This window comes from Paenarthrobacter sp. DKR-5 (assembly GCF_018531425.1).
Lineage (GTDB): Bacteria > Actinomycetota > Actinomycetes > Actinomycetales > Micrococcaceae > DKR-5.
Genome location: NZ_JAHBOI010000006.1, coordinates 93,074 through 112,661, shown reverse-complemented (window position 1 = coordinate 112,661; position 19,588 = coordinate 93,074). Strand labels below are relative to the sequence as shown.

The 19,588-nt window shown below is 69.3% G+C and carries 16 protein-coding genes; 1 reads left to right on the top strand and 15 read right to left on the bottom strand.

Translation table 11 applies throughout. The annotated features are described in order from the left end of the window. Positions 1–121: 121 nt before the first annotated feature. From carB to pyrR, 6 genes are read right to left on the bottom strand one after another with little or no spacing between them, the layout of a single operon-like run. Entirely contained in the window at positions 122–3,421 is a 3,300-nt protein-coding gene (gene carB / locus KIH31_RS14115; RefSeq protein WP_214427780.1) for a carbamoyl-phosphate synthase large subunit, read from the bottom strand. Then, a complete protein-coding gene (carA, locus tag KIH31_RS14110) occupies positions 3,421–4,656 on the bottom strand; it encodes a glutamine-hydrolyzing carbamoyl-phosphate synthase small subunit (protein ID WP_214427779.1) in 1,236 nt (411 codons plus the stop codon). The genes carB and carA overlap by 1 nt, the downstream gene beginning before the upstream one ends. Then, entirely contained in the window at positions 4,653–5,174 is a 522-nt protein-coding gene (locus KIH31_RS14105; RefSeq protein ID WP_214427778.1) for a hypothetical protein, read from the bottom strand. Before KIH31_RS14105 ends, carA begins: the two co-directional genes overlap by 4 nt. A 10-nt stretch (positions 5,175–5,184) precedes the next feature. Next, entirely contained in the window at positions 5,185–6,534 is a 1,350-nt protein-coding gene (locus tag KIH31_RS14100) for a dihydroorotase (RefSeq protein ID WP_214427777.1), read from the bottom strand. Further along, positions 6,531–7,532 (bottom strand): aspartate carbamoyltransferase catalytic subunit, encoded by a 1,002-nt coding sequence (locus KIH31_RS14095; protein ID WP_214427776.1) that lies wholly within the window; start codon positions 7,530–7,532, stop codon positions 6,531–6,533. Before KIH31_RS14095 ends, KIH31_RS14100 begins: the two co-directional genes overlap by 4 nt. Further along, the gene (gene pyrR, locus KIH31_RS14090) at positions 7,529–8,098 is read right to left on the bottom strand and encodes a bifunctional pyr operon transcriptional regulator/uracil phosphoribosyltransferase PyrR (protein ID WP_214427775.1); all 570 of its coding nucleotides are present in this window, start codon (positions 8,096–8,098) and stop codon (positions 7,529–7,531) included. The genes KIH31_RS14095 and pyrR overlap by 4 nt, the downstream gene beginning before the upstream one ends. Positions 8,099–8,291: 193 nt before the next feature. Between pyrR and KIH31_RS14085 the strand changes: the two genes are divergently transcribed. Beyond that, the gene (locus tag KIH31_RS14085) at positions 8,292–9,572 is read left to right on the top strand and encodes a PrsW family intramembrane metalloprotease (protein WP_214427774.1); all 1,281 of its coding nucleotides are present in this window, start codon (positions 8,292–8,294) and stop codon (positions 9,570–9,572) included. Positions 9,573–9,657: 85 nt separating this feature from the next. Here the strand turns inward: KIH31_RS14085 and nusB are convergent, their stop codons facing one another. The 9 genes from nusB to alaS all read right to left on the bottom strand — a co-directional run bounded on the left by nusB (position 9,658) and on the right by alaS (position 19,586). Then, positions 9,658–10,068 carry a transcription antitermination factor NusB gene (gene nusB / locus KIH31_RS14080; RefSeq protein WP_214427773.1) on the bottom strand — a complete coding sequence of 137 codons (411 nt, stop codon included), beginning with the start codon at positions 10,066–10,068 and terminating at the stop codon, positions 9,658–9,660. After that, the gene (efp, locus tag KIH31_RS14075; protein ID WP_214427772.1) at positions 10,068–10,631 is read right to left on the bottom strand and encodes an elongation factor P; all 564 of its coding nucleotides are present in this window, start codon (positions 10,629–10,631) and stop codon (positions 10,068–10,070) included. Before efp ends, nusB begins: the two co-directional genes overlap by 1 nt. A 156-nt stretch (positions 10,632–10,787) precedes the next feature. Then, on the bottom strand, positions 10,788–11,879 hold the full coding sequence (aroB, locus tag KIH31_RS14070; RefSeq protein ID WP_214427771.1) for a 3-dehydroquinate synthase: 1,092 nt from the start codon (positions 11,877–11,879) through the stop codon (positions 10,788–10,790). Further along, the gene (locus KIH31_RS14065) at positions 11,876–12,499 is read right to left on the bottom strand and encodes a shikimate kinase (RefSeq protein WP_214427908.1); all 624 of its coding nucleotides are present in this window, start codon (positions 12,497–12,499) and stop codon (positions 11,876–11,878) included. The genes aroB and KIH31_RS14065 overlap by 4 nt, the downstream gene beginning before the upstream one ends. Continuing rightward, complete coding sequence (gene aroC, locus KIH31_RS14060; protein WP_214427770.1) at positions 12,499–13,698, bottom strand: chorismate synthase; 1,200 nt, start codon at positions 13,696–13,698, stop codon at positions 12,499–12,501. Before aroC ends, KIH31_RS14065 begins: the two co-directional genes overlap by 1 nt. 26 nt (positions 13,699–13,724) lie before the next feature. Then, complete coding sequence (locus tag KIH31_RS14055) at positions 13,725–14,621, bottom strand: shikimate dehydrogenase (protein WP_214427769.1); 897 nt, start codon at positions 14,619–14,621, stop codon at positions 13,725–13,727. A gap of 3 nt (positions 14,622–14,624) precedes the next feature. Beyond that, entirely contained in the window at positions 14,625–16,253 is a 1,629-nt protein-coding gene (mltG, locus tag KIH31_RS18420; protein ID WP_214427768.1) for an endolytic transglycosylase MltG, read from the bottom strand. Beyond that, on the bottom strand, positions 16,250–16,897 hold the full coding sequence (gene ruvX / locus KIH31_RS14045; protein WP_214427767.1) for a Holliday junction resolvase RuvX: 648 nt from the start codon (positions 16,895–16,897) through the stop codon (positions 16,250–16,252). The genes mltG and ruvX overlap by 4 nt, the downstream gene beginning before the upstream one ends. A gap of 7 nt (positions 16,898–16,904) precedes the next feature. Then, positions 16,905–19,586, bottom strand: a complete 2,682-nt coding sequence (gene alaS, locus KIH31_RS14040; RefSeq protein WP_214427766.1) for an alanine--tRNA ligase — start codon at positions 19,584–19,586, stop codon at positions 16,905–16,907. Positions 19,587–19,588 lie beyond the last annotated feature (2 nt).

Genomic DNA, 19,588 nt, shown 5'->3' with positions numbered 1-19,588 from the left:
CCGGGTTCGGCCCGGGTCGGCGGGGAGGGCAGGTTCCCGGGTTCGGCCCGGGTCGGCGGGGAGGGCAAGTTCCCGGGTTCGGCGGGCATCCATGGGCAGGAACCTGCCCTCCCCGCCGTCCTCACGCACCGGCGGAGGCCTTCAGCCCGGCGGCGTGTTCCTGCAGGCTCGTCACGCTCCACTCGTAGGAGCGCATCGCCTCGATTGCCTGCACCGCAGCGTTGAACTCGGCCACGGTCGTGATGCACGGGATGCCGATGGAGGTCGCCGCCGCGCGGATTTCGTACCCGTCCCCGCGGGCCTCGCCGCCGGAGGGGGTATTGAAGACCATGTCCACTTCGCCGGCCACGATCAGGTCCGTGATCGTGCCCTCGCCCTCGGCGCTGGTGCCCTCCCCGACCTTACGGACCGTCGTTGCCTGGATACCGTTGCGGCGCAGCATGTCGGCGGTGCCGCCCGTGGAGAGCAGGTCGAAGCCGAGGTCCGCGAGGCGCTTGACTGCCATGATGACCGACCGCTTGTCGCGGTTGGCCACCGAGACGAACACCTTGCCGGAGGTCGGCAGTGCGTTGTTCGCTGCCGCCTGGCTCTTGGCGAAGGCCGTGTCGAAGAACCTGTCGATCCCCATGACCTCGCCGGTGGAGCGCATTTCCGGGCCGAGCAGCGAATCGACGACGGTGCCCTCCGGGGTGCGGAACCTGCTGAACGGCAGCACCGCTTCCTTCACCGCTACCGGCGCGTCCAGCGGCAGCGTCGAGCCGTCACCCGTTTCCGGGAGCATCTTGTAGGCGCTGCGCAGCTGGTGGATGGTCACGCCGGTGCCGATCAGTGCGGCCGCCTTGGCCATCTGCACGCCGGTGGCCTTCGAGACGAACGGGACCGTCCGGGAGGCGCGCGGGTTGGCCTCGAGCACGTACAGCACGTCTGAGGCCAGGGCGAACTGGATGTTTATCAGCCCGCGCACGCCCACGCCTTCGGCGATGGCCAGGGTGGCCTTGCGCACCCGGTCGATGACATTGGCGCCCAGCGTGATCGGCGGCAGCACGCAGGCGGAGTCCCCGGAGTGCACACCGGCTTCCTCGATGTGCTCCATGATCCCGCCCAGGTACATATCCTTGCCGTCATAGAGCGCGTCGACGTCGATCTCGATGGCGTCCTCGAGGAACCTGTCGATCAGCACCGGGTGTTCCGGCGTGATCTCCGTGGCGTTGGCGATGTAGCGGGCGAGGTTGGCCTCGTCGTAGACGATCTCCATGCCGCGGCCGCCGAGCACGTAGGACGGGCGCACCAGCACCGGGTACCCGATCTCGTCGGCAATGGTCTTGGCGTCCTCGAAGGACACTGCGGTGCCGTTCTTCGGCGCCACCAGCCCTGCGGCGTCGAGCACGCGGCTGAACATGCCGCGGTGCTCGGCCAGGTCGATGGCCTCCGGCGAGGTGCCCAGGATCGGCACCCCGGCGTCGGCCAGCTGCTGGGCCAGCTTCAGCGGGGTCTGGCCGCCGAGCTGGACGAAGACGCCCATCACGCCGCCGGTTCGCTCCTCGGCCCCGATGACCTCGAGCACGTCCTCGAGGGTCAGCGGTTCGAAGTAGAGCCGGGTGGAGATGTCGTAGTCGGTCGAGACGGTTTCCGGGTTGCAGTTGACCATTACGGTCTCGTAGCCGGCCTTGCGCAGGGCCATCGAGGCATGCACGCAGGAGTAGTCGAATTCGATGCCCTGGCCGATCCGGTTCGGGCCGGAGCCGAGGATGATCACGGACGGCTTGGCGTGCAGGCCGACCTCGTCCTCCTCGTCGTAGGAGGAGTAGTGGTAGGGCGTGTAGGCGGCGAATTCGGCGGCGCAGGTGTCCACTGTCTTGTACACCGGCCGGATGCCCAGCGCCTGCCGGACACCGCGTACCACGGCCTCCGGGTTGTGCGTGAGGGCGCCGATCTGCTCGTCGGAGAAGCCGTGCCGCTTCGCGGTGCGGAGCATGTCCTGGGTCAGCGCCGAGGCCGACCGGATCTCCCCGGCGATCTCGTTGAGCAGCTGCAGCTGGTCCAGGAACCACGGGTCGATGCCGGTGGCCGCGTGCAGGTCCTCGACGGAGGCTCCGCCGAGCAGCGCCCGCTGCACCTGGCTCAGGCGTTCGGTCGTGGGCCGCTTCGCCGCCTCGACCAGGTCTGCGACCTCCCACTCCGGCACCGGGCTGAAGTCCAGCTGGGCGCCCTTCTGTTCCAGGGAACGCAGTGCCTTCTGCAGCGCCTCGGTGAAGTTCCGGCCCATGGCCATTGCTTCGCCCACGGACTTCATGGTGGTGGTCAGCGTCGGGTCCGCGGCCGGGAACTTCTCGAACGCGAACCGCGGCACCTTCACCACGACGTAGTCCAGCGTCGGCTCGAAGGATGCCGGGGTCTGCTGGGTGATGTCGTTCGGGATCTCGTCCAGCGTGTAGCCGAGCGAGAGCTTCGTGGCGATCTTGGCGATCGCGAACCCGGTCGCCTTCGAGGCCAGGGCCGAGGAGCGGGACACGCGCGGGTTCATCTCGATGACGACGACGCGGCCGGTGGAGGGCTCGACGGCGAACTGGATGTTGCAGCCGCCGGTGTCGACTCCGACTTCGCGGATCACGGCGATGGCGACGTCGCGCAGCTTCTGGAATTCGCGGTCGGTCAGCGTCAGCGCCGGGGCCACCGTGATCGAGTCACCGGTGTGCACGCCGACCGGGTCGAAGTTCTCGATGGAGCAGACAACCACGACGTTATCGTTCTTGTCGCGCATCATTTCCAGCTCGTATTCCTTCCACCCGAGGATGGACTCCTCGAGCAGGACCTCGCTGGTGGGGCTGTACTGGATGCCGGCGCCGGCGATGCGGCGCAGGTCCTCCTCGTTGTAGGCCAGTCCGGACCCCAGCCCGCCCATGGTGAAGGAAGGCCGCACGACCAGCGGGTAGCCCAGTTCGCCAGCGGCGCTGAAGGCCTCGTCCAGGGAGTGCACGATGATGGAGCGGGCCGATTCGGCACCGCAGCGCTCGACGACGCCCTTGAACTTCTCGCGGTTCTCGCCGAGTTCGATGGCGTCAATGTTCGCGCCGATCAGTTCGACGTTGTACTTCTCCAGCACGCCATTCTTGTCCAGCGCGATGGCGGTGTTCAGCGCCGTCTGGCCGCCCAGGGTGGGCAGGACCGCGTCGGGGCGCTCCTTGGCGATGATCTTCTCGACCACCTCGGGGGTGATCGGCTCGACGTAGGTGGCGTCGGCAAACTCGGGGTCGGTCATGATCGTGGCCGGGTTCGAGTTGACGAGGATGACGCGCAGGCCCTCCTCCTTGAGCACGCGAAGCGCCTGGGTGCCGGAATAGTCGAATTCCGCGGCTTGGCCGATGACGATCGGGCCGGAGCCGATAACGAGGACGCTCTTAAGGTCTTCTCTCTTGGGCATTAGTTTTCTTCCTTGGCGTCGATCGTGGCTTTGGAGACATCGGCGGCGTCGGTGCTGCCCGGTCGTTCCTTCGTCGCGGCCATCAGGTCGATGAACCGGTCGAAGAGGTAGGCCGAGTCGTGCGGGCCGGCGGCGGCTTCGGGGTGGTACTGGACGGAGAACGCGGGGATGTCGAGGCAGGCCAGGCCCTCGACGACGTCGTCGTTGAGGCTGGTGTGGCTGACCTCAACCCGTCCGAAGCGGGCCTCGGGTGCCTGGACGGCGCCGTCCTTGGGGGCGTCTACGGCGAAACCGTGGTTCTGGCTGGTGATCTCCACTTTGCCGGTGCGGCGGTCCATCACCGGCTGGTTGATGCCGCGGTGGCCGTAGCGCAGCTTATACGTGCCGAAGCCCAGGGCGCGGCCGAGGATCTGGTTGCCGAAGCAGATGCCGAAGAACGGCAGCCTCGCGTCGAGCACCTCGCGCAGCAGCCCTACCTGGGCGTCAGCGGTGGCCGGGTCGCCGGGGCCGTTGGACATGAAGACGCCGTCGGGCTTGACGGCGAGCACATCCTCCAGGGTGGCGGTGGCCGGCAGGACGTGCACCCGGACGCCGCGTTCGGCGAAGCGGTGCGGCGTCATGGCCTTGATGCCCAGGTCCAGCGCCGCGATGGTGAACTTCGGCTCACCCTCCCAGCCATGGTCGTTCGGCTCAACGACATAGGCCTTGTCCACGCTGACCTCCTCGGCCAGGCGCGCGCCCTCCATCGGTGCCGCAGCCCGCACCTCGGCGAGCAGCTCCTGCTCGGGCCGGGCGGCGGCGCCGCCGGAGAAGATGCCGGCCTTCATGGTCTTGTGCTCGCGCAGGTGCCGCGTGATCGCCCGGGTGTCCACGCCCTGGATGCCGACAACACCCTGGGCCACCAGTTCCTCGTCGAGGCTGCGCTGCGAGCGCCAGTTGGATGGCCGGCGGGCCGCGTCGCGGACGATGTAACCTGCCACCCAGATCCTGCGGGACTCGGCGTCCTCGTCGTTAACGCCGGTGTTGCCGATGTGCGGCGCCGTCTGAACCACCAGCTGCCGGTCGTAGGACGGGTCGGTGATCGTCTCCTGGTAGCCGGTCATCCCGGTGGCGAACACGGCCTCGCCCAGAGCAGTTCCGGTGGCCCCGTAGCTGCGGCCGCGGAAGGTGCGGCCGTCCTCAAGGATCAGCACGGCAGCCGACGTCGAGGGGTTGGTTTCGTCTGTCACAGTCATTGGTTCTTTCCACTCTGCTCAGTTGCGCCCGGGGCAGCGGGCAGGATTGTTTCAAGGGCCTTGGCGAGCGCGGGTTTGTCGGCCGCTGCGCGGGTGCGGAAACCGGTGTCCAGCTCCCGCTCCCCCAGCCGCCACCGCACCACGAGAAGGCCGTCCTTCTCAACGAATTTACCGGCCATGCCGCGCTCAAGCCGCACGCTGTCCAGGTCCCCGGCGGGGATGAACAGGTCCTCGGCGCCTGAGCGGCTGAACAGCAGCCCCTCGCGGTGAACGCTGGCGACGGCGTTGGACCGGATGCCGAGGCCGCCGGCCGCGATGCGGTCCAGCCAGTCCCCGGCAGTCGTCGTCACCACGTACTGGCCTTCGGCGCTCAGCACCGGTTCGGTCAGGGCCTCCGGGACGGTCGGCAGCCGCACGCTGCCCTGGCGTTTGAGCCGGCTGCGCCACCCGCGCGCCAGCAGGCCGAAGACCACCAGCACCAGCAGGACGGCGAACAGGGTTGGCAGGAGTTTCTCCACCGCCGCCCTCCTAGAGTTCCCCGGCGAAGTCGTACGGCGTGTTCAGCGCGCCGTCGAGCACCGTGGCGTGGCCGCGGAAGAACGTCGCCTTCACCGCGCCGGGCAGCTCGCGTCCGGCGAAGGGGCTGTTGCGGCCCTTGGTCGCCATCGCCGCCGGGTCGACCGTCCAGCGGGCCGCAGGGTCGACGAGCACCAGGTTCGCCGGTTCCCCGGCGGCAACCAGCCGGCCCTGGTCCTGCAGCTGGCCGATCCGCGCCGGCGTGGCCGAGGTGATGCGGGCAAAGTCCGCCCAGGAGATCATTCCGGTTTCCACCAGGGTGTGCTGGACCACGGACAGCGCGGTCTCCAGGCCCGTCATGCCCATTGCGGCCTGGGCCCACTCGCATTCCTTCGCCTCGGAGGGGTGCGGGGCATGGTCGGTGCCGATCACGTCGATGGTGCCGTCGGCAACCGCCTCGCGCAGCGCCGTCACGTCCTCGTCGGAGCGCAGCGGCGGGTTGACCTTGTACACCGGGTCGTAGCTGCGCACCAGGTCCTCGGTCAGCCACAGGTGGTGGGGTGTGACCTCGGCCGTGACCTTGATGCCGCGCGCCTTGGCCCAGCGGATGATGTCCACGGAGCCGGCGGTGGAGACGTGGCAGACATGCAGGCGGGAATCCACATGCTGGGCCAGCAGCACGTCGCGGGCGATGATGGCTTCCTCGGCGACGGCCGGCCAGCCCGTCAGGCCCAGGACCGCGGAGACCTTGCCCTCGTTCATCTGGGCGCCGGCGGTGAGCCGGGGTTCCTGCGCGTGCTGGGCGATGACGCCGTCGAACGCCTTCACATATTCCAGTGCCCGGCGCATCAGCACAGGATCATGCACGCACATGCCGTCGTCGGAGAACATCCGCACCCGGGCGCGGGAATCGGCCATCGCGCCGAGCTCGGCCAGTTGTTCGCCCGCCAGGCCGACGGTGACGGCGCCGACCGGGCGCACGTCCACCCAGCCGGCGGCGCGGCCGAGGCTGTAGACCTGCTCGACCACGCCGGCGGTGTCGGCCACCGGGGAACTGTTCGCCATCGCGTGCACCGCTGTGTAGCCGCCCAGTGCCGCGGCGCGGGTGCCGGTCTCCACCGTTTCGGCGTCTTCCCGGCCCGGTTCGCGCAGGTGCGTGTGCACGTCGACCATGCCCGGCAGCACGACGAGCCCGTCCGCGTCCAGCACGGCCGCGCGGGCGTCGGAGAGGCCGGTGCCGGTCTCGAGGATCACGCCGTCGCCGATCAGCAGGTCGGTGCGCTCTCCCCCGAGCACCGCGGCGCCGCGCAGCAGGTACCGGTCCGCGTTCGGGGTCTGTCCGGCGGGGTTCGCGCTGCTCATGAGCTGCTCACTTTCGTCAGTTCGTTCCGTTCCTCGCGTGTGTCGCCGGAGAGCAGCAGGTACAGCGCCGCCATCCGGACGGAGACGCCGTTGCGCACCTGCGCCAGCACCGTGGAGCGCGGCGAGTCGGCGGCGGCGGAGGAAATTTCCAGGCCGCGGTTCATCGGGCCGGGGTGCATGATGATGGTGTCCTTCAGGCCGAGGCTGTCCAGCGAGGCCAGCCTGCGGTCGTCGAAGCCCCAGCGCCGGGCGTACTCCCGCGCCGAGGGGAAGAAGGAGGCATTCATCCGCTCGGCCTGGACCCTGAGCATCATCATGGCGTCCACGCCCTTGGCCAGCGTGCTGTCGAGGTCGTAGCTGACCTCGCAGGGCCAGTGCTCGACGCCGACCGGCAGCAGTGTCGGCGGGGCCACCAGGGTCACGGAGGCGCCGAGCGTGCGCAGCAGCCAGACGTTGGAGCGGGCCACCCGCGAGTGCAGCACGTCCCCGGCGATCGCGACGCGCAGGCCGGTCAGGTCGGCCCCGGTGGAAGCGTTGCGGTTGAGCCGGGACCAGTGCCGGCGCATCGTGAAGGCGTCGAGCAGCGCCTGGGTGGGGTGTTCGTGGGTGCCGTCGCCGGCGTTGACCACGGCCGCGTCGATCCAGCCCGAATTCGCGAGCCGCTGCGGCGCCCCGGAAGCCCAGTGCCGGATGACGACCGCATCGGCGCTCATCGCTTCCAGCGTCTGCGCGGTGTCCTTGAGCGACTCGCCCTTCGACACGGAGGAGCCCTTGGCGGCGAAGTTGATCACATCGGCGGAGAGCCGCTTGGCCGCAGCCTCGAAGGAGATGCGGGTGCGTGTGGAGTCCTCGAAGAACAGGTTGACGACGGTGCGGCCGCGCAGGGCAGGGAGTTTCTTGACCTCGCGGTCCCCCACGGCGGACATTTCTTCGGCGGTGTCGAGGATCCGCACGGCATCACCGCGGCCCAGGTCCTCGGTGGAGAGAAGGTGCCTCATTCGCCCGCCTCAATGACGACGTCGTTCGCCGGACCGTCGGTTTCCTCCAGCCGGACGCGGACCTTCTCGGCGGACGCCGTGGGAAGGTTCTTGCCCACGTGGTCCGCGCGGATCGGCAGCTCGCGGTGCCCGCGGTCCACCAGGACGGCCAGCCGGACAACACGCGGCCTGCCCAGGTCCACGATCGCGTCGAGGGCGGCCCGGATGGTGCGTCCCGAGTACAGCACGTCGTCGACGAGGACCACGACTTTGTTGTCGATGCCGGTGGACGGCAGCTGGGTGGGCCCGGGAGCGCGGGTGGGCTGGCGGGAGAGATCGTCCCGGAACATTGTCACGTCGAGCAGGCCGACGATCCGCTCGGGGTCGATGCCGGGGTCGGTCGCCGCCAGTTTGCGTGCGAGCCGCTGGGCGAGCGGGTAGCCGCGGCGCGGAATGCCGAGCAGCACCAGGTCCTGCGGACCCTTGTTCGCCTCAAGAATTTCGTGGGCTATACGAGTCAGAGCCCGGTCGATATCCGCCGCGGTGAGTACCACGCGCGACGTCGGACCGGTTGAGGATGTGCTCATCGTCCCGCTTCCCCTTTCCCCGCCTCACAGGACGGAATTAAAAGGATCATTGCTTCCTCAAATTACCACAGCGGCCGGTTCTTCCCCTGTGCCGGCGTCCGGTGCCGGGCGTGAGAAAGACCACTGCCGGTGCTCTCCTGCCGCGCCGCGGCAACACCTTGGGCCGCCGGACCACGGGACCTAAGGTGAAGGCATGACGACGCACGGCCCGCAGGACGGGCGCCCGGAGAACCACTGGCAGGCCCAGCCGCCGGGCGCCTCTGAGGGTCTGTTCAACACCGGGCCGGCGACCCAGCCGACCCCGCTCGCGACGCGCCCGGTGCAGGAGCCGTGGCCGGGGCCGGTGAAGCCCCGGCCCGCGGCCCGGGCGGTGCTGAACACGGCCTTCCTTGGCGGTGTGTCCGTGGTGGTGGTGGGCGTGCTGCTGTATTTCGCGGCGCGGATGGGGCCGCAGGTGTTCATTCTCTGCGCACTGCTCGCCCTGGTTCCGCTGGCGATCTGCCTGCTGGTGCTGCACTGGATCGACCGCTGGGAGCCGGAGCCGAGGCTCGCGCTGCTCGGCGCCTTCCTGTGGGGCGCGGGGGCGTCGGTTGCGGTGTCGCTGCTGGTCGGCGGCGTGGTCACCCGGATGGTCATAGCTTCGGTCGCCTCGGCCGACCCCACGGTGGTCAGCGCGGTGCTGCAGGCCCCGCTGGTCGAGGAAACCGCCAAGGGCATCGGCGTGCTGCTGCTGTTCTTCCTCCGCCGCCCCACGTTCAACGGACCGGTGGACGGGATCGTTTACGCGGGCACCGTCGCGGCCGGGTTCGCGTTCACGGAAAATATCATTTACTTCTACTCGGCCGTCTCGGACAGCGGCACCGTGGGCCGGACGCTGGTCCAGGTCTTTATCCTGCGGGGGCTGCTTTCCCCGTTCGCGCACGTGATGTTCACCGGCACGATGGGCGCCATCCTCGGCCTGGCGGCGCGCTACGGCAACACGCCCGCGGCGCTGCTGGCCTGGGCCGCCGGTCTGATCCCGGCGGTGGCGCTGCACGCGCTGTGGAACTCGAGCACCCTGATCAGCCAGTCCTTTTTGGCCGTGTACATCGTGCTCCAACTGCCGCTGTTCCTGCTGGCCGTGCTGGCCATCGTCCTGATGCGCCGCGCCGAGTCCCGGCTGACGTTCCAGCGTCTGGGCGACTATGTGCCTTCCGGCTGGCTCACCGCGCAGGAGGTGGGCATGCTGGCCACCGGCCAGGGGCGCCGACTGGCGATCAGGTGGGCGCGCGGCTTCGACGCGGACCGGATCATGAGGCGGTTCGCCGTCGCCGCGACGCGGCTCGCGTTCGCCCGGCAGCGGATCGTGGTCGGCAAGGACGTGCCGCGCAACCGGCTCGAAGAGCAGAGGCTGCTGCAGGACATCGCCGAGGCGCGGCAACAGCTGTTCGCCCGGCTCGACGGCGGCCGGACGCCGGGCCAAGCAGCCCGGTGACGGCGACCCTGCAGCCAACCCCGTACAGCACAAAGGCCGCACCCCGTGCGGGGTGCGGCCTTTGTGCTGTACGGGTGACGGGCCTTTAGGCGAGGAGCGTCGGCTTGAGCTGCTGCAGCCTGCCGAGCAGGCCGTTGATGAATGTCGGCGACTCATCGGTGGAGAGCATCTTGGCCAGCTCCACCGCTTCGCTCACCGCGACGCCGTCGGGGACGTCATCGTTGTAGAGCAGTTCCCAGGCACCGATCCGCAGGATGATGCGGTCGACGGCGGGCATGCGTTCCAGCGGCCAGCCCTGCGAGTAGGTCTGGAGGAACTCGTCAATGGCCAGCTGCTTCTCACCCACGCCTTCGACGATGTCCATCGTGTACTCGCCGATGATCTGGTCCGTGGACTCCCGCCGGCGCTTGAGCGCCTCGAGGGGGGAAACAGCGCGCTGCTCCGCTTCAAAGAGAATATCCAGGGCCCGGCGACGGGCCTTACCGCGGGCGCTCACTAGTCGTTGACGCGGCCCAGGTAGTCGCCCGTGCGGGTGTCGACCTTGACCTTGGTGCCGGTTTCCAGGAACAGCGGAACCTGGATTTCGTAGCCGGTCTGCACCGTGGCGGGCTTGGTGCCGCCGGTGGAGCGGTCGCCCTGCAGTCCCGGCTCGGTGTAGGTGATCTCCAGCACGACGGACGGCGGCAGCTCGATGTAGAGCGGGGCGCCCTCGTGCAGGGCAATGTTGACGTTCTGGTTCTCCAGCATGAAGTTCACGGCGTCGCCGACGGTCTCGCCGGGAACGGTGATCTGGTCGTAGTCCTGGTTGTCCATGAACACGAAGTCCGCGCCGTCCTGGTACAGGTACTGGTAGTCCCGGCGGTCCACGGTCGCGGTCTCAATCTTCAGGCCCGCGTTGAAGGTCTTGTCAACGACCTTGCCGGACATCACGTTGCGGAGCTTGGTGCGGACGAAGGCGCCGCCCTTGCCGGGCTTGACGTGCTGGAATTCGATGACGTTCCAGAGCTGACCTTCCAGGTTCAGAACTGTGCCGTTCTTGATGTCGTTTGTGGTTGCCACGATGCCTCTTTCTGCTGGCCGGCTATAGCTGCGCAGGGCACGCTCTGGCAGCGCACCGACGCAATTGTCAAAAATCCAGAGTCCATTCTACCGTGTTTCGGCACGGGCTGCCGTCCGGCACCGTGCGGGAGGCTGTTGGCCGCCCGAAGGCACCGCTTAGCTGGCGATCTCCTGGTAGGCGGCGAACAGCAGCGAGGTGTCCGGAACGTCGAGCATTCCGGGCTTGGCCAGGCCGTCCAGGACGACGAAGCGCAAGAGGTCCCCGCGCGCCTTCTTGTCCCGGCGCATACCGTCGAGCAGGCCCTGCCAGCGGTCCCGCCGGTACGTGACGGGCAGGCCAAGGCCCTCGAGGATCGTGCGGTGCCGGTCCGCAACCGCATCGTCCAGGCGGCCGACGCTGCGGGCGAGTTCGGCAGCGAACACGAGCCCCACGGACACCGCCGCGCCGTGCCGCCAGGAATAGCGCTCGACGAGTTCGATGGCGTGGCCGAGGGTGTGCCCGTAGTTGAGGTACTCCCGCGGCCCTGATTCCTTCAGGTCCTTCGAGACGACGTCGGCCTTGACCGCGATGGAGCGCTCGATCAGCTCGCGCAGCTCCGCGGAGCCGGCGTCGAGCACGGCCTCGGGCCGGTCCTCGATCAGCGCAAGGATGGCCGGGTCAGCGATGAAGCCGCATTTGACCACCTCGGCCATGCCGGAGACCAGTTCGTTACGGGGCAGGGTCTGCAGGGTGTCCAGGTCCACCAGCACCGCGGCCGGCGGGTGGAATGCTCCCACGAGGTTCTTCCCCTCGGCCGTGTTGATGCCAGTCTTGCCGCCCACGGCGGCATCGACCATGCCCAGCAGGCTCGTAGGCATGTGGATCACCTTCACGCCGCGCAGCCAGGTGGCCGCGACGAAGCCGGCGAGGTCGGTGACGGCCCCGCCGCCTACCGCCACAATGGCGTCGGAGCGGGTGAAGTCGTTCTGGCCCAGCACCTGCCAGCAGAACGCCGCCACCTGGATGTGCTTGCCTTCCTCGGCATCGGGGATCTCAGCGGTAACCGCGGTGAACCCGGCGCCCGCCAGTTCCTCGCGCACGAGGTCGCCGGTCAGGCGCAGGGCCCGGGGATGGACGACGAGGACCCGGCGGACGCGCTCCCCCAGCTGCGGAGCAAGCTGACCGAGCAGGCCGTTGCCGACGACGACGTCGTAGTTTTCCGCCGGCGTGGTGCCGGTGACCTTGATGACCGTAGCTGAGGTGTTCACGCCTGTTCTTTCGTCAATGTGTTTTGCTGCATGTCCCGCGGGCCTGCACCCTTGGCCCGCAATGCCTCGGCGTGCCCGTCGAGTGCGCTGCGAAGCTGGCGGACAAGGTCCTCGACCCCGCCGCCGCGCACATCCAGGGTGACGTCGGCGAGCCGCTGGTAGACGGGCCAGCGCATGTCGGCCATGTGCTGCCACCGTTCGGCCGCGTTGCCGGCCAGCAGCGGCCGGCCGGTGCTGCGGTTGATCCGCTCGAAAACGGTGGCCAGGTCCGCCTCGAGGAAGACCACCGTGCAGCTGCGCAGCAGCTGCTGGGTACCCGAGTCGAGCACCGCCCCGCCGCCGAGCGAAACGACGATTTCCTCTCCGCGGTGCGTCTCCAGCACCTGGGCGACGGCGCGGGCCTCTTCCTCGCGGAAGAAGCGTTCCCCGCGGCTGACAAACAGCTCCGGGATCGGCCCGTGGCGCTCCACCACCACCTGGTCAGTGTCGACGAATGCCACGCCGAGCGCGCGGGCCAAGGCTTCGCCCAGGGCGGACTTGCCCACCGCCATCGGCCCGATGAGGACGATCGGCCGCGGCGGAATCCCGGACCGGAAGTCCGGGGACAGCGCTGCGGGCATCACTGCCCGACCGAATCCAGCGCCGCCGGGATGCTGGCGAGGTAGCTTTCGAGGTTCCGCCTGGTTTCGGCCAGCGAGTCCCCGCCGAACTTCTCCGTGACAGCCTCGGCCAGCACGAGCGCCACCATGGCCTCGGCGACAACGCCGGCGGCCGGCACCGCGCAGACGTCCGAGCGCTGGTGGTGCGCCCGCGCCGGTGCGCCGGTGGCGACGTCGATGGTCTGCAGTGCCCGGGGCACGGTCGCAATGGGCTTCATCGCTGCCCGGACGCGCAGGACCTCGCCGATGCTCATCCCGCCCTCGATGCCGCCGGCGCGGTTGCTGGCGCGGGCGATACGGCCCGATTCGTCGCGGACGATTTCGTCGTGGGCCGCCGAGCCGCGGCGCTGGGCCGTCAGGAAGCCGTCGCCGACCTCCACACCCTTGATCGCCTGGATGCCCATCAGCGCAGCAGCGAGCCGCGAGTCAAGACGGCGGTCCCAGTGCACGTAGCTTCCCAGTCCCGGCGGCAGACCGTAGGCGAGCACCTCGACGATGCCGCCGAGCGTTTCGCCCTCCTTGTGCGCGGCGTCGACCTCGTCGACCATCGCGTCGGAGGTGTCCTGGTCGAAGCAGCGCAGCGGGTCCTGATCCAGCGCCAGCGTGTCGCCGGGGTGCGGCAGCGGCCGGCCCTCGGGCACGGCGACGGTCGCGATGGCGACGGTGTGGCTGACGAGCTCGATGCCCAGGCCCTTGAGGAACTGCGCAGCGACGGTGCCCAGTGCAACCCTGGTGGCCGTCTCGCGGGCGCTGGCGCGCTCGAGCACCGGCCGGGCCTCGGAGAAGCCGTACTTCTGCATGCCGGTGAAGTCCGCGTGGCCCGGACGCGGCCGGGTCAGCGGCGCGTTGCGGGCCTGGTCGGCCAGCAGCTCCGGGTCCACCGGGTCGGCTGACATGATCTGCTCCCACTTGGGCCACTCGGTGTTGCCCACCTGGATGGCCACGGGTCCGCCCTGGGTGAGGCCGTGCCGAACACCGCCGAGGATGGTGACCTCGTCCTGCTCGAACTTCATCCGCGCGCCGCGGCCATAGCCAAGCCGGCGCCGTGCCAGCGCGTCCCGGATCTGCTGGCTGGTCAGCTCGACGCCGGCGGGGACGCCTTCAAGAATTCCGACAAGGGCCGGCCCGTGTGATTCTCCGGCGGTCAACCAACGCAACATAAACTCCATCCTGCCATGTCGGGGGCTCAGCGGCCGCGTCGGGGCGCTCCCACCGCGTCACACATCGGGTCGATGATGTCGGCCGCTGCCAGCTCCGGGCGGGCGGTGAAAAGCTTCACCTGTTCCACCGCCTGGTAGATCAGCATTTCCAGCCCGGGCACGATGCCGCCCCCGCTCTGCTGCCAGGCCTGCGCGAGGCGGCTGGGCCACGGATCGTAGGCAACGTCGAGCAGCCGGGCGCCGTCGAGCGCGGTGGATCCCTTTGCGGCGAGGACGGCGGCCAGCTCCTCGGCCAGGCTGTCGGCACCGCGCGGCGGAAGGGTGGACACCACGACGTCGAGCGCCGGCAGGGCCTCTGCCGCGTCCTCGAACGGCAGCAGGCGCACCGCGAGGCCGACGGCGGCCGCGGCATCGACGGCCGCCGCGGCGCGGGACGGATCCCGGACGAAGATGTCCGCGGCCGGGGCCCCGAGCTCGGACAGGGCAGCGACGGCCGCTACGGCAGTGCCGCCGCCGCCGAGGATGCCGGCGCGCGGCTGCGGGCGCACCCCGGCGTGGCGCAGCGCGTTCACGATTCCGGCGACGTCCGTGTTGTGCCCGGTGAGCCGCCGGGCGCCGCCGTCTTGGGCGAAGGTCACCGTGTTGACCACCTTCAGCCGGGCTGCCCAGCCGGTGAGCTCGTCCAGCTCGGGGATCATCGCCGTCTTCAGCGGCATGGTCACCGAGAGCCCGCACCACCCGGCCTCCTGCCGGACCCGCGCCATGAAGGCGGGCAGCGTCTGCTCGGTCAGATCGACCGCCTTGTAGCCGATCCGCTCCCCCAGTGCCCGGTACGCGGCGCGGTGCAGCGCCGGGGACCGGGAGTGCCCGATCGGGTGCCCGAGCACGGCCGCGCGCCGCTCCGGGCCGTCAGTTGGAGCCATGTCCTACTGGCACCGTCCGGGGTGGTCCGAGCACCACTTCTGGTACAAGGCCACGTTCTGGTTGTGCTCGGCCAGCGTCTTGGCGAACCTGGTGTCCCCGGTATCCAGGTTCACGGTCACCCAGTAGTAGGCCGACGTCTTGGTGGGCTTCGCCGCAGCGTCGATCGCCTTTTGCCCCGGGGCGCCGATCGGCCCGACCGGCAGCCCCGGATTGGCGTAGGTGTTGTACTTGTTGGACTTGTCGTTCTTCTCGCTGTCCGTCAGCTCGTAGCCCTTGCGGCCAAGCCCGTAGGACACGGTGGCATCGGACTGGATCAGCCCGCGCGTCTCCGGGTTGTTCGGCACCAGGCGGTTCTGGATCGCGCCCGACACCTTCCCGTAGTCCGCCGGACCGGCCTCGGCCTGGATGATGCTCGCCAAGGTCAGGATGTCGTACTGCTTGCCCGGATCGGTGATGCCGTCCGCCTTGAGCTGGTCCATGGTCCGCTTGACCATCAGGGCCAGGATGTCCTTCGGCTTGGCATCCACCGGGAAAGTGTACTCACCCGGAGCGAGGTAGCCCTCCAGGCTGGGTGCCTTCGCCGGCAGCCCGAAGGACTGGGGGTTCTTCGCCGCCTCCTCGAAGTCCGACACCGGGATCCCCAGCGAGTCCGACAAGGAGCTGAAGACCTCGCTGATCCTGGAGCCGGCGTTCACGGCGGCGTATCCCGTCTTGGGGCCGCCCTTGCCGCTGAGGATGGCGGCGGCGTCGGCGGCCTTCATCTCCTTCTTGAGCTTGAACGTGCCGGGGTGCAGCTGGTCGTTGCCGAGCGCCCTCAGGAACGGGTTCTCCGAAGCGATGACATCCTGCTGCACGAGGTCCGCGGCGACCGCACGGGTGGCGGCCCCCGGAGCAATCTGGAAACTGACCGAGTCGTGGCCCGGGCCGGGGAAGTCCGCGTCGGACTTGGTCGCCAGCAGCGGGGAGATCATCTGGGCCACGAAGAACACCACCGCGGTGAAGAATGCGAGCACAAGCAGCAACGCGAGCGTCCGGCGGCGGCGGCGCACCTTCTTCGACGGCTTTTTGCGGGCCGGGCGGGGCACTGTTTCGACGGAGCCGTGGTGGTAGGCCTCAACGGGTGCATAAGCGTCCTCGTAGGCGACCGGGTGGCCCTCGTGGTCCTCATAACGCACGGGCTCGCCATGTTCATCGACGTACTGGACCGGATGTCCTTCGCCGTCGACGTCTGCATAGTAGTGCTGGCCGTGCTCGTCCTCGAAGACGGGGACGCCGTGGTCGTCGTGGTACGCCGGGTGGGCCCCGCTGTGCACCGGGACGCCGCGGGCGTCGACCAGTTCGGGGGCGGGCTCGGGGGCCGGTTCCGGGGCAGGCGCCGGTTCCGGTGCGGCGGCCGGTTCGTGCCGCGGCGCGGGCGGCTGCTGGGCCGCGGGAAGCGAATGCTCAGCAGGACGGGAAGCATCGGCGGCGGGCGCCGCCTGGGCGGGCGCCTCGGGCCGGCGCTCGTCTGCCTGCCCGTTCCCGGCGGCGGCCTCGGCGGCCAGGCGGGCGGCTTCGGCTTCGCGCCTTTCGCGGCGCGACTGGTACACGCCGGCCCCCGGAGGCATGGGGTCGGACGATCGGTGGCTCACGAGTGCCTCCCTTTCACGTGCTCGGTGGTCGGATCTGCTGCACCCGACGCACCGGCCTGCTCAGAGGCTGGCCGCGACTGCTCACTGGCGGGCGTCACTTGTCGGCCGACGTCGGTCCCCCGTGCTTTTTGGGTGTCGATGGCATGCTGAAGAATGGAGACTGCAGCCACCTGATCCACTACTTTACGATGCTCCCGGCTGCTCAGGCCAGCTTGATGCAGGGAGCGGTGGGCCGAGACGGTGGTCAGCCGTTCGTCCACGAGCCGCACCTGGGCGGCGGAACCGGACCGGGCCAGCCGGTCCGCGAGCTCCTGCGCGTAGTCGGTTGCCATCTCCGCGGAGGCGCCCTCCTTGCCGGAGAGGGTGCGCGGCAGGCCGACGAAGACTTCGACCGCTCCCAGCTCGGCGGCAGTGCGGACCAGGACGCCAATGTCGGAGTTCTTCTTGGTGTCCCGTCTCAAGGTCTTGACCGGCGAGGCCAGGATGCCGTCGGGATCACAGGCCGCGAGCCCGACGCGGACGGTTCCGACGTCCACGCCGAGCTTGGGGCCGCGCGGGAAACCGGCGCTGGCGTGATCCGGGCTGGCCTGATCTGGGCTGGCCTGATCGGCGCTGGCCCGTTCCGCGTTGTCTTGTTCCGGCATCCGGGCCCTAGCGCCGCGCCGCAATCTCGTCGCTGACGGCCTTCAGCGCCTCGGCAACCTTGCCGGCATCGGTTCCGCCGCCCTGGGCGACGTCGTCCTTGCCGCCTCCGCCGCCGCCGAGGATCCCGGCGGCCAGCTTCACGAGTGCACCGGCCTTGACGCCGAGTTCCCGGGCGGCATCATTGGTGGCCACCAGGATCACCGGGCGGCCGTTCGCAACCCCCGCCACTGCCACTGTCGCTGCCGACGAGCCGAGCCTGTTGCGCAGGTCCATCGCCAGTCCGCGCAGGTCTTCAGCACCGCTGACCTGGCCGGCGTCATGGGCAATCACCCGCACGCCGCCGAGGTCGCGGGCGGTCTCGACCAGGCGGGCCGCCGCGGCCGTCAGCTGATCCTTACGCAGGCGTTCCAGCTCCTTTTCGGCCGTCTTGAGCTTGTTCAGCGTCGCGGCAAGGCGGTCCGGCAGCTGGTTGGAAGGAACCTTCAGCATTTCGGACAGTTCGGTGACGAGGGCGCGCTCTGCGGCCAGGTGCCGGAAGGCGTCCATGCCCACGAAGGCTTCAACACGCCGGTTGCCCGAGCCGACCGACTGGTCGCCCAGCAGCGTGAGGCTGCCGATCTGCGCGGTGGAGCCGACGTGCGTGCCGCCGCAAAGCTCGCGCGACCAATCGCCGTCAATTTCCACCACGCGCACTTCGCTGCCGTAGACCTCGCCGAACAGCGCCGTGGCGCCGAGGGCCTTGGCTTCCGCCAGCGGCATGACCTTGGTCTGCACCTGGTAGTTGCTGCGGATCGCGAGGTTGGACACCTCTTCGATTTCCGAGCGGGTGGCCGCGCTGAGGCCCTGGCCCCAGGCGAAGTCGAAGCGCAGATAGCCGGCCTTGTTGAAGGAACCCCGCTGGAGGGCCTCCGGGCCGAGAATCTGGTGCAGGGCGGCGTGCACGATGTGCGTGCCCGAGTGGGCCTGCTCCGCCGCGTGGCGGCGCTCCGCGTCCACGGCGGTCCGGACGAGGGTGTCGGTGCCGATTTCGCCCTCGCGGACGACGGCCTTGTGCACGCTCAGGCCCTTCACCGGGCGTTGCACGTCAAGCACCTCGACGACGAAGCCGTTGCCGGTGATGAGGCCGACGTCGGCAGCCTGGCCGCCCGCCTCGGCGTAGAAGGGTGTCTCGTCCAGGACCAGTTCGATCTCCGAGCCCGCGCCGGCGTGCGGCACGTGCAGGCCCTTGCTGATCAGCGCCCGGACGCGGGATTCACCGCTGAGTTCGTCATAGCCGGTGAAGAGGGTGGCGCCCTCGGACAGCAGGTCCTTGTACAGGGTCAGGTCCGCATGCCCGCTCTTCTTCTCCCGGGCGTCGGCCTGGGCGCGCTGGCGCTGCTCGAGCATCAGGGACCGGAAACCGGCCTCGTCCACTTGCAGGCCCGCTTCCTCCGCCATTTCCAGCGTGAGGTCGATCGGGAAGCCGTAGGTGTCATGCAGTGCGAACGCGTCGGCGCCCGAGAGCGGCTGGTCGGCGGCCTTGGACTCGGCCACCGCCTCCTCGAGCCGGGCGGTGCCCGAAGCGATGGTGCGCAGGAACGCCTTCTCCTCGGCGTAGGCGATCCGGCTGATCCGTTCGAAGTCCTTCTCCACCTCCGGGTAGACGCCCTTCATCGCGTCGCGGGAGGCCGGCAGCAGGTCCGGCAGGCAGGCCTTTTCGACGCCGAGCAGCCGCATGGCGCGCACGGCGCGGCGGATGAGGCGGCGCAGGATGTAGCCGCGGCCCTCATTGGAGGGTGTCACGCCGTCGGCAATGAGCATCAGCGAGGAGCGGATGTGGTCCGCCACCACGCGCATCCGCACGTCGTCGGCGTGGTGCGGGTCCTCCTCGGTCTCCGCGCTGGTGTATTCCTTGCCGGAGAGCCGGGCGGCGACGTCGAGGACGGGGCGCACCTGGTCGGTTTCGTAGAAGTTCTCCACGCCCTGCAGGATCAGCGCCAGGCGCTCGAGCCCGAGGCCGGTGTCGATGTTCTTCTTGGGCAGTTCGCCGAGGATCTCGAAGTCGTCCTTGCCGCGGCCTTCGCCGCGCTGGTACTGCATGAAAACGAGGTTCCAGATTTCGATGAACCGGTCGTCGTCGACCGCCGGTCCCCCGTCCTTGCCGTACGCAGGGCCGCGGTCGTAGTAGATCTCGGAGCAGGGGCCCGCCGGGCCGGGCTGGCCGGTGGACCAGTAGTTGTCCTTCTTGCCCATCCGCTGGATGCGCTCGGCGGGGAGCCCGGCGATCGAGGCCCACAGTTCGGCCGCTTCGTCGTCGTCCTGGTAGACGGTCACCCAGAGCCGGTCCTTGGGCAGGCCGTACCCGCCGTCGTCGACGCTCTTGGTCAGCAGTTCCCAGGCGAAGCCGATGGCCTCGGCCTTGAAGTAGTCGCCGAAGGAGAAGTTGCCGGCCATCTGGAAGAACGTGCCGTGCCGGGCGGTCTTGCCGACTTCCTCGATGTCGAGGGTGCGGATGCACTTCTGCACGCTGGTGGCCCGGCGGTAGGGGGCTTCCTCGCGCGCGGTGAGGTAGGGGATGAACGGCACCATGCCCGCCACCGTGAACATCAGGGACGGGTCACTGGAAATCAGCGAGGCGGATGGCACGGCGGTGTGACCCTTGCTGACGAAGTAGTCGACCCAGCGGCGTGCGATCTCTTGGGATTTCATGG